Here is a 14,263-nt window from a genome sequence, read left to right on the forward strand (position 1 = left end):
TCACATGCTGGAGCGCCAGTACCTGACCATGCCCAGGGGGTTCAGGGCCGGTTCGAGAACTTCTCGATCAGGTGGGTGTGGCCGGAGACGATCACCAGGTCGTGCGCGGCGACCATGGTCTCGGGCACCGCATAGGTGAAGTCCTTGCCGGGCGACTTCACGCCCACCACCGTCACCCCGAACTTGGCGCGGATGTCGGACTCCGCGAGCGTCATGCCCTGCACCTCGCGCGGGGGCCGCATCTTGACGATCGCGAAGCCGTCGTCGAACTCGATGAAGTCCATCAGCTTGCCGCCCACCAGGTGCGCGACCCGCTTGCCCGCGTCGGCCTCGGGATAGACGACGTGGTGGGTGCCGATGCGCTGCAGGATCCGCCCGTGCGCGGCGGAGATCGCCTTCGCCCAGATCACCGGCTTGCCGAAGTCCACCAGGTTCGCGGCGATCAGCACGCTGGACTCGATCGAGGTGCCCACCCCCACCACGGCGAGGGAGAAGTCCCCGGCACCGACCTGATCGAGCACCTCGGGCTGGGTGGCGTCAGCCCGCACCACATGGGTGAGCTGGCCGGAGTACTTCTGGACCAGCTCCTCGTGCGCGTCGATCGCCAGCACCTGGGTACCGAGCTTCTCGAGCGTCAGGGCGATCGAGGCGCCGAAGCGGCCCAGACCGATCACCAGCACACCGTCATCGCGCGCGCCGCGTGCCATGTCTCCTCCTCCTCGCCCGGCCCTCCCCCGGGGATCCGTGGGTCGGGCGGGCACAGTCTACGGTCGGGTCCTCACGGGTCGACCGTCGGGCCGTTCACCCGACGATCGGTCGCTCGTACGGGAACTGGATCATCCGGGTGCGGTGGCGCAGGGCGAGGGCGGCGCCGAGCGTCATCGGACCCAGCCGGCCGATGTACATGCAGGCGATGATCACCCATTTCGCCTCCGTGGGCAGCTGTGAGGTGATGCCGGTGGACAGCCCCACCGTGCCGAAGGCCGAGAGCACCTCGAACATCGACTGATCCAGCGAGAAGCTCGTCATCCGCAGCAGCAGGAAGACCGCCAGGAACACCACGGTCGCGCTCATGACCAGCACACCGATGGCCTGTCGGATCGTCTCGTGGGGGATGCGACGGCCGAACACCTCGACATCGGGATTGCCGCGGATCTCCGCCCAGATCGAGAGCATGAGCAGTGCGAAGGTGGTGACGCGGATGCCGCCGCTGGTCGAGCCCGAGCCGCCGCCGACGAACATCAGCAGATCCGTCAGCAGGCGCGACTCCGCCGTCAGCGATGCCACGTCGATCGTCGCGAAGCCGCCCGAGCGCGGCATCACCGAGGCGAACCCCGAGGCCAGGATCTTGGTGTGGAGCGGCTCCTCGCCGAGGGTCGCGGGGTTCGACCACTCCAGCAGCAGGTAGCCCAGCCAGGCGATGCCCACCAGCAGCGCGGTCGTGGTGAGGGTGAGCTTGGCGTGCAGGCTCCAGCGGCGCGGCGTCCGCAGCTTCTTGACGATCACCAGGATCACCGGGAAGCCGAGGGAGCCGGCGAACACCGCCAGCGCGACCGGGATGGAGAAGAACGGATCCCCGAGATACTGCGCGACGCCCTGCGCCTCGGGGACGAAGCCGGCGTTGTTGAACGCGCTGACGGCGTAGAACAGCCCCAGGAACAGCGACTCGCCGATGCCGTGCTCGGTGACGAACATGTACGGGGTCAGGGCCACGAAGGTCGCCACCTCGAAGGCGGTCGAGGTGATCAGGATGATCCGCAGCACCCCGCCCACCTCGGCCAGCCGCTCGGCCCGCGTCTCGTTCGCGGTCATCACCCGCTGCGCGAGCCCGAGACGGTGCATGACCGACAGACTCAGCAGGGACGCCAGCGTCATCAGCCCCAGGCCGCCCATCTTCATCGCGATCATGATCACGGTGAGACCGAACGTGGACCAGTGGGTGCCGGTCTCCACCGTGACCAGCCCGGTCACGCAGATGGCGGAGACCGCCGTGAACAGCGCGTCGACGAACTCGGTGCGCTCCCCGCCGGCTGTCGCCGCCGGCAGCGAGAGCAGCCCGGTGAACAGCGCGATCATCGCGGTGAACACCGCGAGGGTGAAACGGGCGGGGGTGACCTTCGTGAACGAGCCCAGGGCCGCGCGCCGGCGGGAGACGGCCGGGCGGCCGTGGCCGGGTGCGACGCGTCGCACGTCGGCCCGGGCCTCGCGTTCGCTCATCTCTCGTCCCACCTCGACTCCGGGCGACCGGCGGTCGCGTCCGCGGAAGTCTACGACTGCGCGCCCCGCCCGGGGAGGCGGCACGCAACCGGCGGCGTGCTGGGTACGCTCACACCATGCCCGATGCTGCGCCCACCCACGAGACCGCCCCTCCGATCGACGAGAACGCTGCGGGCGGCTGCGGGATCGTCTGGTCCGAGGAGCTGTGCGAGTACGACTTCGGGCCGTATCACCCGATGTCCCCGGTCCGACTCACCCTCACTCGCGAGCTCGCGCGCTCCGCCGGGGTGCTCGACCGCCCGGGGGTGCGGACCATCGCCCCCCGCGTCGCCACCGACGAGCAGCTCGGCACAGTCCACGACGCCGACTACATCGCCGCGGTCCGCCGCGCCTCCGGGCCCCGCGACGAGGACGACGTCGAGGACCTGATCCGCTACGGCATCGGTGGGGACGACGTACCCGCCTTCGACGGCATGCACACCGCCTCGGCACGCATCGCCGGCGGCTCCATCGCGGCGGTCGACGCGATCGGATCGGGACGGGTGCGCCGTGCGGTCAACGTCGCCGGCGGCCTGCATCACGCCCGCCCCGCGAGCGCCTCGGGATTCTGCGTGTACAACGACCCCGCCATCGCGATCCGTCATGCCCTCGCCCAGGGGGAGGAGCGCGTCATGTACGTCGATGTCGACGTGCACCACGGCGACGGGGTGGAGCTGGCGCTGTGGGACGAGCCGCGGGCGGTGACGCTGTCGGTCCACGAGACCGGCGAGAGGCTGTTCCCCGGCACCGGGTTCGTGCAGGACGTCGGCGGATCGGGCGCCCAGGGATCGGTCATCAACGTGCCGCTGCCGCCGCGCACCACCGCCGACGGGTGGGTGCGCGCGATCCGCGCCACCGTGCCCGCGCTGATCCGCGCCGTGAAGCCGACGCTGCTGGTCACCCAGCACGGGGCCGACACCCACCGGGTGGACCCCCTGGCCGACTTCTCCGTCACCCTCGAGGCGCACCGCGAGGTGATGATGCTGCTGCGGGAGCTGGCCGACGAGGTGTGCGACGGACGCTGGCTGGCGCTCGGCGGCGGTGGGTACGCCGTCATCGACGTGGTCCCGCGCTCCTGGGCCCAGCTGCTCGCGGTCGCCACCGGCGAGGCGATCGACCCCGACACCCCGCTGCCGCTGTCCTATCTCGAGTCGGAGGCTCGAGCGCGCGGGGAACACGGACTCTCCGCGGAACCCGCGATCCGCACCTTCGGCGACGGCCGGGCGCTCGCGGTGCGCGACTGGGAAGGCGGTTTCGACCCCGAGGACGCCCTGGACCGCGCCATCCAGGCCGCACGGCGGGGCGCCTTCCCCACCTGGGGCCTGGACCCGTTCCTGGACTGAGCGGCGACGAGATAGGTTCCCGTCAGGGAACGTCCCACGACCTCCCGGGAGGATGCATGACGACTCAGCCGACCGCGGTGCTCGACACCTTCGCCGAGCACCTGCGCGCCCTGGACCTCCCCCTGCCCCTCGAAGGCGCCGATCGAGCCCGTGCCGACGTCTCGGCGGCCCTCTCCCAGCTCGGCGACCACGTCATCCCCCGCCTGGAGTCCCTGGACGCCCCGCTGCTGGCAGTGATCGGCGGCTCGACCGGCGCCGGGAAGTCGACCCTGGTCAACGCCTTGGTCGGCGAGGTCGTCAGCCGCTCCGGCGCGATCCGCCCCACCACCCGTCGGCCCGTGCTGCTGCACCACCCCGCCGACGAGCCCTGGTTCACCGGCACCCGGATCCTGCCCGACCTCGCCCGGGTCCAGATGGTCGGGGAGAGCGGGGATCGTGACCCCGAGGCGCCCGGCGCCGGCGACACCACCGGGGACGTCGATCCCGCCACCAGCCTCGCGCTGCACGCCGAGAGCCGCATCCCGCAGGGCCTGGCCCTGCTGGACGCCCCGGACATCGACTCGGTGGCCGCCGGCAACCGCGAGCTGGCCCGGCAGCTGCTGCGCGCCGCGGACCTGTGGCTCTTCGTCACCACCGCGAACCGCTACGCCGACGCCGTGCCCTGGGAGGTGCTGCGCACCGCGGCCGAGCGCGATGTCACCGTCGACGTGGTCATGAATCGCATCCCGGAGGGCACCGGTGTCTCCGAGGAGCTCTCGCAGGACCTGCGCGACATGCTCGAGCAGAGCGGCATCGAGGTCACCCGGCTGTTCCTGGTCCCCGAGACCGAGCTCGACGAGCAGGAGATGCTGCCCCCGGCCGTCGTCACCGAGCTCCAGCGGCACGTCTCCCGCCTCGCCGCCGACGCCGAGGGACGCGGCCGCATCGCCCGCCGCACCCTCGCCGGCGCCGTGACCGCCCTGGCCTCCTCGACCCGGCAGATCGCCGAGCACGCAGGCGCCCAGGAGGCCGAGCGCCAGAGGCTGCGCCAGGAGGCGACCGACGCCTTCGCCGGGTCCCGCGAGCGCATCGACGAGGCCCTCGGCGACGGCTCCCTGCTGCGCGGAGAGGTGCTCGCCCGCTGGCAGGACGTCGTCGGCACGGGAGAGCTGTTCCGCGGTCTGGAGAGCCTCGTCTCCCGGATTCGTGACCGCGTGGGGCTCGCGATCTCGGGCCGGCCCGCCCCCTCGGTCGCCGCCGAACAGGCGCTGGGCACCGGCCTCGTGCACGTCGTGATCGACGAGACCGCGCGGGGCGCGGAGCGGGCCGACGCCGCCTGGCGCGCGACCGCCTCCGGCCGGTTCCTCGCCAAAGGGCAGGATCTCTCCCGGGTCCCCGAGAGCTTCCGCGAGGAGGTCGCGGCCGGGATCCGGGCCTGGCAGGGCGATGTGCTCGAGCTGGTGCGGCAGGAGGGGTCCGACCGCCGCACCAAGGCGCGGGTGCTCTCCCTCGGGGTCAACGCCGTCGGCGTGGCGCTGATGGTCGTCGTCTTCGCCTCGACCGCCTTCATCCCCACCGGACTCGAGGTGGGGGCGGGCGCCGCCACCGCCGTCGTCGGCCAGAAGCTCCTGGAGACCGTGTTCGGCGACGAGGCCGTGCGGCGCATGGCCCGGGTGGCCCGCGAGCGTCTCACCGCACGGCTCGATGCCCTGGTCGCCGAGCGCTCAGCCGCTTTCCTCGAGCGTCTCGACGCTCTCGGTGAGGCCGGCTCCGACGAGCAGCTGGAGGCCGACGCCGACGCCCTCGAGCAGCTCGCCCACGAGATCCGGGAGACCGCATGAGCCCCCTGCTGTCCCGCTCCGCGCCGAAGCAGACGCCCCTCGCCGAGCGCCTCGACGCCCTGGGCCGGGCGGCCGACGTGCTCGACGGCGTCGCGGCGGGCGGCGAGGTGGAGGCGGTGCGGGAGATGCTCTCGCGCGTGGACCGCCGCCGGGCACTCTCGGCCGAGCACACCGTGATCGGTCTGTTCGGTGCCACCGGCTCCGGCAAGTCCTCCCTCGTCAACGCCCTGGTGGGCACCGACATCTCCCGCGCCGCGGTGCGCCGGCCCACCACCTCCGTGCCGGTCGCGGCGGTGCTCGGCGCGGCCGACAGCGATGCGCTGCTGGACTGGCTCGAGGTGGAGGATCGCCACCACCTCGACGGCACCGGCATCGCGCTCGAGACCGCGGCGCTCCCGGGGCAGCGGGGCCGGCGCGCCCGACGTCAGGAACCCGACACCGCCCCCGGCATCGTGCTGCTGGACCTGCCCGACCTCGACTCGGTGGAGGCCGGCAACCGGGCCATCGCCGAGCGGATGACCGGACTGGTCGACGTCCTGGTGTGGGTGACGGATCCGCAGAAGTACGCCGACGCCGTCCTGCACCAGGAGTTCGTGCGCCGGTTCGCCGGCCACGACGCCGTCACCGTGCTGGTCCTCAACCAGCTCGATCGGCTGCGCGCCGCGGAGCGCGAGGACGTGGTGGACTCGCTCACGCGGATCGCGCACGCCGACGGTCTCGAGGAGGCCCGCGTGTTCGCGACCTCGGCGAGCACGGGGGAGGGGGTCGAGGACCTGCGCGAGCACCTCGTCGGCCTCGCCCGCAGTCGCGAGGCCGCCGCGGCCCGCCAGCGCGCCGACGTCCGCGAGGGCGCCGACCGGCTGCGGGAGGCGGCAGACCCGGAGGGGCTTCCGCCCGAGGCGCCGGAGACAGAGATCGAGGTGCTCGTCGAGGATCTGGCCACGGCCGCCCGCATCGACCCGGTCGCCCGGGCGGTCGGCGCCTCCTACCGGTTCCGGGCCTCCGGGCGCGTCGGCTGGCCGGCGCTGCGCTGGGCGCGGAAGATGCGCCCGGACCCCCTGCGGCGCCTGGGCATCGGCACAGAGCGAGACGGCGAGGGGCTGGAGCGCACCTCGCTGCCCGAGGCCGACGCCGCCACGCGGGCCCGCGCCTCGGGCGGGGTGCGACGATTCGCCGACGCCGCCTCCCTGGGGGGCAGCGATCCCTGGCGGGCCGCGGTCCGTGGGGCGGCCCGCGCCCGGGAGGACGAGCTGCCCGACGCCCTCGACCAGGCGGTGGCCGGCGCGGATCTGCGGGCGCGCCGCAGCTCGTGGTGGTGGCCCGTGCTCGATGTGCTGCAGTGGCTGGCGATGCTCACCTGGGTGGTGGGCCTCGCCTGGCTGACCCTCAACGTCCTCCTGGCCTTCCTCCAGGTCCCCGCGCCGCCGATGCCGATGATCGAGGAGCTGTGGATCCCGATCCCGCTGCCCACGGCGCTGCTGGTGCTGGGCGTCGCCGCCGGCATCCTGATCGGCCTGGCGGGCGGCGGCCTCGCGGCGGTGACGGCGATCGGGCATCGTCGTCGGGCTCGCCGGGTGCTGCGGTCCCGGGTCCAGGAGGTCACCCACGAGCACGTCGTCGAGGAAGTGGACGCGGAGCTCGCCCGGGCCGCTGCGGCTGCGAGGGATCTCGCACTCGCGCACGGGGAGATGCCCACCTCGCCCGTGTAGGATGACTGGTCGACCGTGGCGTCGGACCCGCGCAGTACCTCTGCAGTCCTCTGTGCAGTCTCCGCGGGCCGCGCATCCTGATCCACCGCATCATCCCCGCAGGCGCTGGCCTGCAGAACTGAGGCTTCCTATGGGTTCTGTCGTCAAGAAGCGACGCAAGCGCATGTCCAAGAAGAAGCACCGCAAGCTGCTTCGTCGCACGCGCCACCAGCGCCGCAACAAGAAGTGAGCGCTGCCTGACGCGCAACGGCCCCCGCCGATGGCGGGGGCCGTTGCTGTCACGGACCCGGGTGTCGTCGCAGGTCCCGACGCTGTGGTGAGAGCGCCCGCAGTCGCCGGCTCTCAGGCGCGACCGGTGAGGCGGCGCCACCACGGACGCTTCCGGAGCGCACCGCGCAGCTGATCGCCGTCGACGCGGTACCGGGCGTGGACCGCACCGTCGACGATGATCACCGGGACGTCGTGGTCCCAGTCGGCACGCAGCGTCTCGTCGGTGTCGATGTCGCGCACCTCGACGGTGGTGCCCGCCCGATCCGCCTCGGCCCGGACCACGGGCAGCGCCTCCTCGCACAGGTGGCAGCCCTCGCGGGTCAGGTACAGGACCCGGGCGTCCGGATCGGCGGGGGAGGGGATGCGAGCAGCGGTCATGGCAGGCACCCTATCGAGAGCACGGCGGTATCTGAACGGGACCGGACCGGGAAGCACCAGGACGTGCTGACAGGACGAAGCGGAAGGGGTGTCGTGCAGACAGCGCGCGTGCGTCGACGACGACGGGCCGCCAGCGGTGAGCGGACGGCCCGTCGAGGTCCCGCGGCGGGGAGCACGTGCCCGCGGGGGAGGTGGAGGAGATCAGGCGGCGGTCGGAGCCGTGAACTCGGCCTCGATCGAGATCTTGACCTCGTCGGAGATCAGCACGCCACCGGCCTCGAGAGCGGCGTTCCAGGTCAGGCCGAACTCCTTGCGGGAGATCGTGGTCTCGCCGGTGAAGCCGGCGCGGTAGGTGCCGAAGGGGTCGGTCGCAGCGCCCTCGTAGGAGAAGTCCAGCGTGACCGGCTTGGTGGTGTCGCGGATCGTCAGGTCGCCGACGAGGGTGTCGCCCTTGACCTCGGTGGAGGAGAAGGTGATCTCCGGGAAGGCCTCGGCGTCGAAGAAGTCTCCGCTGCGCAGGTGGTTGTCACGGTCCTCGTTGGAGGTGGTGAGCGATTCGGTCTTCAGCGTGGTGGTGAAGGAGAGGTTCTCGCCGCCCTCACCGACCTCGAGGGTGCCCTCGACGTCGGTGAACTGGCCGCGGGCCTTGGAGATGCCGGCGTGACGCACGGCGAAGCTGGCCGAGGTGTGGGAGGGATCGAGGGTCCAGGTGCCGGGGGTCAGGTCGTTCATGCGAGGTCTCCTTGAGGTCGGATGCGGTGCTGTGACCGAGGGGACGATCACGAGGCGTATGCTTGAAACCTAAACTATACTCGGAGGCGATGCAAGAGGCAGGACCTCGGGAACAGGAGACAGTGATGGACACCACGCAGTCAATCGAGAAGGACGGGGCCTCGCGGCCGGAGGATCTCTGGCTGACCCGGACGGAGCAGACCGCCTGGCGCAGCTTCCTCTACGCCACCACCCTGCTGAACGACCGCCTCTCGGAGGCGCTGCAGGCCGATACGGAAATCGACCTGACGCTGGGCGAGTACGAGATCCTGGTGCGGCTCTCCGAGGCGCAGGGGCGCTTCCTGCGCATGTCGGAGCTCGCCGACCGAGTGGTCCATTCCCGCTCGCGCCTGACCCACACCGTCTCCCGGATGGAGAAGCGCGGGCTGGTCGAGCGCGTGCGCTGCTCGGACGACGGTCGCGGGCGGCAGGCACAGCTGACGGAGGCAGGCATGGCCCTGCTCGAGAAGGCGGCGCCCACCCATGTGCGCTCGGTGCGCGAGCTGCTGCTGGACGTCGTCGGCCACGACGACTTCCTCGAGCTGGGACGCATCCTGGGCCGTGCCGTGCCCGAGGACGCCCCGATCGGGATCGGGAGTCCGGCTCCTCACGTCGATCGCGCCTCTCAGCTCTGATCGGAGATTCGGTTGGTACCGTGAGGCGGCTCGGCCCGGCCGACCGCATCGCTCCCGCATGATCTCCTGAATGAGGACCGCGCACCCGTGACCACCACCACTGTCCACCTCGTCCGTCATGGCGAGGTGCACAATCCGGAACGCCTCCTGTACGGACGCCTGCCCGGGTACCGCCTGAGCGAGCGGGGGCAGGCCATGGCGCAGCGGACCGGGGACCATCTGGCCGATTCCGACATCACGCTGGTGCGCTCCTCGCCGATGCTGCGGGCGCAGCAGACCGCCGCGCCGATCGCGGCCGCGCACGGCCTCGAGATCACCACCGACCAGCGGATCACGGAATCCGGCAACCGCTTCGAGGGACAGCGCATGGGATACGGCTCCGCGAAGCTGAGCGATCCCCGCAACTGGCGCTGGTTCCTCAATCCGCTGCGCCCCTCCTGGGGAGAGCCGTACCGCGAGCAGGTCGCGCGCGTGACCGCGGCCGTCCACGATGCCCGCGCCGTGGCCGAGGGCCACGAGGCGGTGCTGGTGCTGCATCAGCTGCCGATCTGGGTGACCCGCCGCAGCGCCGAGGGCAAGCCCCTGTTCCACGACCCGCGGCGCCGCCAGTGCGGACTGTGCTCGGTGACCAGCCTGCGCTTCGTCGGCCCCCACCTGGCAGACGTCTCCTACGCCGAGCCCGCCGCCGAGCTCTACGCCGGGGCGGTCGACGCCACCGGGGGGAAGCTCACGTGAGCGCGCCGTCCCGCCCGCCGCGCCCCACGCGCCGCGGCCTGCTCGGTGCCGCGGGTGTCCTGACCTCGGGGCTCCTGCTCGCCGCCTGCGGATCCGACGCCAGCGGACGCTACGAGTCCGGATACGTCTCCGGCGACGGCGTGACCACCGAGATCGCTCCCGCCGAGCGCGATGAACCGCTCGAGTTCTCCGGCACCACCTTCGACGGCGAGGACTTCTCCTCCGTCGACCAGCGCGGAGAGCTGCTCGTGGTCAACGTCTGGTACGCCTCCTGCCCGCCGTGCCGCCAGGAGGCCCCCGACCTGCAGGCCATCCACGAGGAGTACGCCGACCAGGGCGTCTCCTTCATCGGCATCAACGTGCGCGACGGCTCCGGCCCCGCGAAGGCCTTCGAGGAGAGCTACGGGATCACCTACCCCTCGCTGCCCGACCAGGACGCGGAGATCATGTACGAGCTGCGGGGCCAGGTCGCCCCGAACGCCGTCCCCTCCACGTTGGTGCTGGACCGTGAAGGGCGGGTCGCCGCACGGATCTCCGGCGCCATCGACCCCTCGACGCTGCGCGCCATGATCGACAAGGTGCTGGGCGAATGATCACCGCCGAGGTCGGAGCCGCCTTCCAGGCCACAGCACTGTCCGGGTCCCTGCTGTTGGCCGTGGCCGTCGCGGCCGCGGCCGGAGTGGTCGCCTTCCTCTCCCCGTGCGTGCTGCCGGTGGTGCCCGGGTACCTCGGCTACGTCTCCGGGCTCGCCGGGCAGGGCGCCGTCACCGCCGGTGGTGCCGGAAGGCGCACGGGCGGGGGCCGTCGCCGGGCCGCCCCCTCGGGCGGGCGCGCCGGGACCGGTCGCATGCTCGCCGGCAGCCTGCTGTTCGTCGCCGGCTTCGCCGTGGTGTTCATGATCCTCGGCGGTTTCGCCGGCGCGATGGGCTACCTGCTGCAGGAATACAGCGTCTGGATCAACCGCGTCGCGGGCGCGATCGTGCTGCTGATGGGCCTGGTCTTCATGGGCGTGTTCCCCGGGCTCGGCGCGAACCGTCCGCTGACCAGCAAGAAACCGGATGCCGGTCTCCTCGGCGCCCCGCTGATGGGGCTCGTGTTCGGACTGAGCTGGACCCCCTGCATCGGCCCCACCTACGCCGCGATCGTCGCCCTGTCCCTGGACGGCGGCGGCGACGGCGCCGCACTGCGCGGCGGGGTCCTGGCGCTGGCCTACTCGCTGGGCCTCGGCATCCCCTTCGTGCTGTTCGCCCTGCTGTTCGACCGGGCCCTGGGCCTGTCGAAGAAGCTCTCGCGGCACCGCCGCACCATCGGACTCCTCTCCGGCGCACTGCTCATCGCGATCGGCGTGCTGCTGATGACCGGTGTGTGGTCCGCGTGGATGAGCGACCTGCAGGGATTCATCGCGACCTTCGAGCCGGTGGTGTGATGCACGAGCACGACGACGACGGGACCCCCGCGGCCCCGGACAGGACGGATCAGACCCTGAACAGCGACCCGAGCACCGATTCCAGCACCGGGGGCACCGGCGGGGCCGACGCCGCCGCCGACACCTGGAGCAGCAAGCGCGACAAGGACCGCCCCAGGCCACCGAAGGGTGGCGCCAACGCCCCCGCCCTCGGACTGCGGGGCACGCTGCTGTTCCTGTGGCGCCAGCTGACCAGCATGCAGACCGCGCTGATACTGCTGATGCTGCTCGCGATCGCGGCGGTGCCCGGCTCGCTGTACCCGCAGCGCAGCGTGAACCCCTCGCTGACCGAGCAGTTCCTCGAGGAGAACGGCCGCTGGGGCGAGATCCTCGACACGCTGGGCTTCTTCGACGTCTTCTCCTCACCGTGGTTCTCGGCGATTTACCTGCTGCTGTTCATCTCGCTGATCGGGTGCATCGTGCCGCGGGTGGGCGTGCACCTGCGCCAGCTGCGGGCGAAGCCGCCTCGCACCCCTTCCCGACTGACCCGCTTCACCGGGTACACCCGGCTCGAGCTGCCGGACGCGGACGCCGACGCCCTGCTCGAGACCGCGCACCGCTCCCTGCGGCGCTCGCGCTACCGGACCGTCGTGCGCGAGGAGAAGGCCTCGCGCTCGGTCAGCGCCGAGCGCGGCCTGCTGCGCGAGAGCGGCAACCTGCTGTTCCACATCGCCCTGGTCGGGGTGCTGATCTGCGTCGCGGGCGGCCAGCTGACCAGCTACCGCGGTCAGATCACCGTGGTCGAGGGCGATGGGTTCTCCAACTCCCTGACGCAGTACGACTCCTTCGACTCCGGCGCCTGGTTCGAACCCACCTCCCTCCCGCCCTTCCAGTTCACCCTGGAGGACTTCCGCGCCGAGTACGTGCTCCAGGGCGCTGACGAGAGCCGGGTGGGCGAGCCGCTGTCCTTCGAGGCCGACATCGCCGTGACCACGCCGGGCGAGAAGCACGAGGAGCGCACGCTGCAGGTCAACAAGCCCCTGCACGTCGACGGCAGCTCCATGTACCTGCTCGGCAACGGGTACGCCCCCGAGGTGACGCTCACCGACCCCGAGGGCAACGTGGTGGCGGAGGGGCCCGTGATCACGGTGCCGATGGGCGACACGGGGTACACCTCCCAGCTCGTGATCAAGGCACCCGACGCGCAGCCCGAGCAGACCGCGGTGGTCGGCTTCTTCCTGCCCACCGGCCAGATCGACGAGCAGGGCCCGCGCTCGATCTACCCCGATCTGATGAACCCGATGCTGGCCCTGACCGCCTACCACGGTGATCTCGGCCTCGATTCGGGCGTCCCGCAGAACGCCTATGAGGTCGACGTCTCCACCCTCGACCAGGTCACGGGCGAGGACGGCTCACCGATGCTGATGAAGCTCGCGCCGGGAGAGCGCTTCGAGATGCCCGACGGCTCCGAGCTCACCTTCGACGGCGTGCGTCGCTACGCCGCCTTCGACGTCGCCCATGATCCGTTCGAGCGCTGGGTGCTGGTCAGTGCCCTGGTCGCCGTCGGCGGACTGATCCTGTCGCTGTTCGTGCCGCGCCGGCGCCTCTGGGTGCGCGTGAGCCCGGCCGACGGGACCGGCGGCGTGACCGTGCTGGAGGTCGCCGGGCTCGCCCGCAGCGACGATCCGGCGCTGCCCGATGACGTCAAGGCCCTGGCGGAGAAGCTCTCCGCGGAGCAGGATGGGCGAGGGCCCTCCGAGACGACGGGGCCGGACGCGGCCACCGATCCACCCCACGAAGGAAGTGCACAGTGATTGACCAGCAGCTGGCGGAGATCTCGAATCTCGTCATCGTGGTGACGATCGTGCTGTACGTGCTCGCGCTGATCGGCTTCGCCGCCGACCTCGCCTCCACCTCGCAGCGTCGCAGCGATGAGCGCCTGGCGGCGCGCGAGGCCCAGCCGGACACGGCACGCGTCGCCCAGCCCGCGGCCGTCGGCGCCGGCGGGTCCGGGGCCTCGGGCCCGCTGACGACCACCGCCGACGACGCGGCGAGGACCGAGGGTGAGAGCGCCGGGACCGCGGGGACGATGACGGCGCAGACCTTCGCCTTCGTCCTGGCCTCAGCGGCGACCGTCCTGCACATCACGGGGGTGGCGACCCGCGCGATCGCCACCCAGCGCGTCCCCTGGGCGAACATGTACGAGTTCGCCACCACCAGCACCGCCGTGGTGATGGCCGCCTTCCTGATCTTCTGCATCAAGCGGGCCGAGCTGCGGGCGCTGGGCACCTTCGTCGTCGGGCCCGTGCTGCTGGTGATGCTGCTGGCCCAGACCCTGTGGATCGTCCCGGCCGCCGAGCTGACCCCGAGCCTGCAGAACTCGCACTGGATCTACATCCACATCGCCGTGGCCATCGTGGCCACCGCACTGTCGATCCTCGGCGCCGTCGTCGCCGCGATGCAGCTGCTGCAGTCGCGCCATGAGCGCGCGCTGGTGGAGAAGGCCGAGGCCGGAGAGGAGTTCCCCGAGCACTGGGGGCGCTTCGGTCATGTCCTGGATCGCCTGCCCAGCTCCGCAGTGCTGGAGGGGTTGAGCTTCCGGATCCACTCCGTCGCCTTCGTGTGCTGGACCTTCACCCTGATCTTCGGCGCGATCTGGGCCCGCGAGGCCTGGGGCCGCTACTGGGGCTGGGACCCCAAGGAGGTGTGGACCTTCATCATCTGGGTGATCTACGCCGCCTACCTGCATGCCCGGGCCACCGGCGGATTCCGCGGCAGCCGCGCCGCGGGCCTCGCCCTGGCCGGTTTCGTGGCCGTGGTCTTCAACTACACGATCGTCAACACGGTCATCAACGGCCTGCACTCCTACTCCGGTCTCTGAGCAGTACCTGGCGGCTGTGGCCCCGGTCGGACGGTGACGTCCGGCCGGGGCCACATCGCG

The 14,263-nt window shown here is 71.7% G+C and carries 14 protein-coding genes; 10 read left to right on the forward strand and 4 right to left on the reverse strand.

From position 1 onward, the window contains the following. Positions 1-41: 41 nt before the first annotated feature. Both JOF43_RS15445 and JOF43_RS15450 read right to left on the reverse strand, forming a co-directional pair. Positions 42-707: a potassium channel family protein gene (locus tag JOF43_RS15445; RefSeq protein WP_209903738.1), complete on the reverse strand. Its 666-nt coding sequence runs from the start codon at positions 705-707 to the stop codon at positions 42-44. Positions 708-801: 94 nt separating this feature from the next. Beyond that, entirely contained in the window at positions 802-2,217 is a 1,416-nt protein-coding gene (locus JOF43_RS15450; RefSeq protein WP_209903740.1) for a TrkH family potassium uptake protein, read from the reverse strand. A gap of 116 nt (positions 2,218-2,333) precedes the next feature. Here JOF43_RS15450 and JOF43_RS15455 point away from each other — a divergent pair, with 116 nt between their 5' ends. The 4 genes from JOF43_RS15455 (at position 2,334) to JOF43_RS15470 (ending at position 7,357) form a co-directional block, all read left to right on the forward strand. Continuing rightward, positions 2,334-3,599: an acetoin utilization protein AcuC gene (locus JOF43_RS15455; RefSeq protein ID WP_209903741.1), complete on the forward strand. Its 1,266-nt coding sequence runs from the start codon at positions 2,334-2,336 to the stop codon at positions 3,597-3,599. A gap of 56 nt (positions 3,600-3,655) precedes the next feature. Then, entirely contained in the window at positions 3,656-5,419 is a 1,764-nt protein-coding gene (locus JOF43_RS15460; protein ID WP_209903743.1) for a dynamin family protein, read from the forward strand. Then, complete coding sequence (locus JOF43_RS15465; protein ID WP_209903744.1) at positions 5,416-7,128, forward strand: GTPase family protein; 1,713 nt, start codon at positions 5,416-5,418, stop codon at positions 7,126-7,128. Before JOF43_RS15460 ends, JOF43_RS15465 begins: the two co-directional genes overlap by 4 nt. Before the next feature lie 130 nt (positions 7,129-7,258). Further along, positions 7,259-7,357 carry a 30S ribosomal protein bS22 gene (locus JOF43_RS15470; RefSeq protein WP_076808172.1) on the forward strand — a complete coding sequence of 33 codons (99 nt, stop codon included), beginning with the start codon at positions 7,259-7,261 and terminating at the stop codon, positions 7,355-7,357. Positions 7,358-7,470: 113 nt separating this feature from the next. Here the strand turns inward: JOF43_RS15470 and JOF43_RS15475 are convergent, their stop codons facing one another. Together JOF43_RS15475 and JOF43_RS15480 are read right to left on the reverse strand one after the other, a co-directional pair. Further along, complete coding sequence (locus tag JOF43_RS15475; RefSeq protein WP_209903746.1) at positions 7,471-7,776, reverse strand: glutaredoxin family protein; 306 nt, start codon at positions 7,774-7,776, stop codon at positions 7,471-7,473. Between the two features lie 201 nt (positions 7,777-7,977). Beyond that, positions 7,978-8,508 (reverse strand): YceI family protein, encoded by a 531-nt coding sequence (locus JOF43_RS15480; RefSeq protein ID WP_209903748.1) that lies wholly within the window; start codon positions 8,506-8,508, stop codon positions 7,978-7,980. A 125-nt stretch (positions 8,509-8,633) separates the two neighbouring features. Here JOF43_RS15480 and JOF43_RS15485 point away from each other — a divergent pair, with 125 nt between their 5' ends. The 6 genes from JOF43_RS15485 to ccsB all read left to right on the forward strand — a co-directional run bounded on the left by JOF43_RS15485 (position 8,634) and on the right by ccsB (position 14,203). Further along, positions 8,634-9,182 (forward strand): MarR family winged helix-turn-helix transcriptional regulator, encoded by a 549-nt coding sequence (locus JOF43_RS15485; protein ID WP_209903750.1) that lies wholly within the window; start codon positions 8,634-8,636, stop codon positions 9,180-9,182. Between the two features lie 87 nt (positions 9,183-9,269). Then, entirely contained in the window at positions 9,270-9,917 is a 648-nt protein-coding gene (locus JOF43_RS15490; protein WP_209903752.1) for a histidine phosphatase family protein, read from the forward strand. Then, positions 9,914-10,510, forward strand: coding sequence for a TlpA family protein disulfide reductase (locus JOF43_RS15495; RefSeq protein ID WP_342592205.1), 597 nt, complete (start codon positions 9,914-9,916; stop codon positions 10,508-10,510). The genes JOF43_RS15490 and JOF43_RS15495 overlap by 4 nt, the downstream gene beginning before the upstream one ends. Then, positions 10,507-11,343, forward strand: coding sequence for a cytochrome c biogenesis CcdA family protein (locus JOF43_RS15500; protein WP_209903754.1), 837 nt, complete (start codon positions 10,507-10,509; stop codon positions 11,341-11,343). Before JOF43_RS15495 ends, JOF43_RS15500 begins: the two co-directional genes overlap by 4 nt. Continuing rightward, a complete protein-coding gene (resB, locus tag JOF43_RS15505) occupies positions 11,343-13,136 on the forward strand; it encodes a cytochrome c biogenesis protein ResB (protein ID WP_209903756.1) in 1,794 nt (597 codons plus the stop codon). The genes JOF43_RS15500 and resB overlap by 1 nt, the downstream gene beginning before the upstream one ends. Then, entirely contained in the window at positions 13,133-14,203 is a 1,071-nt protein-coding gene (ccsB, locus tag JOF43_RS15510) for a c-type cytochrome biogenesis protein CcsB (protein ID WP_209903758.1), read from the forward strand. Before resB ends, ccsB begins: the two co-directional genes overlap by 4 nt. The last annotated feature ends 60 nt before the right edge of the window (positions 14,204-14,263 follow it).

This window comes from Brachybacterium sacelli (genome assembly GCF_017876545.1).
GTDB lineage: Bacteria > Actinomycetota > Actinomycetes > Actinomycetales > Dermabacteraceae > Brachybacterium > Brachybacterium sacelli.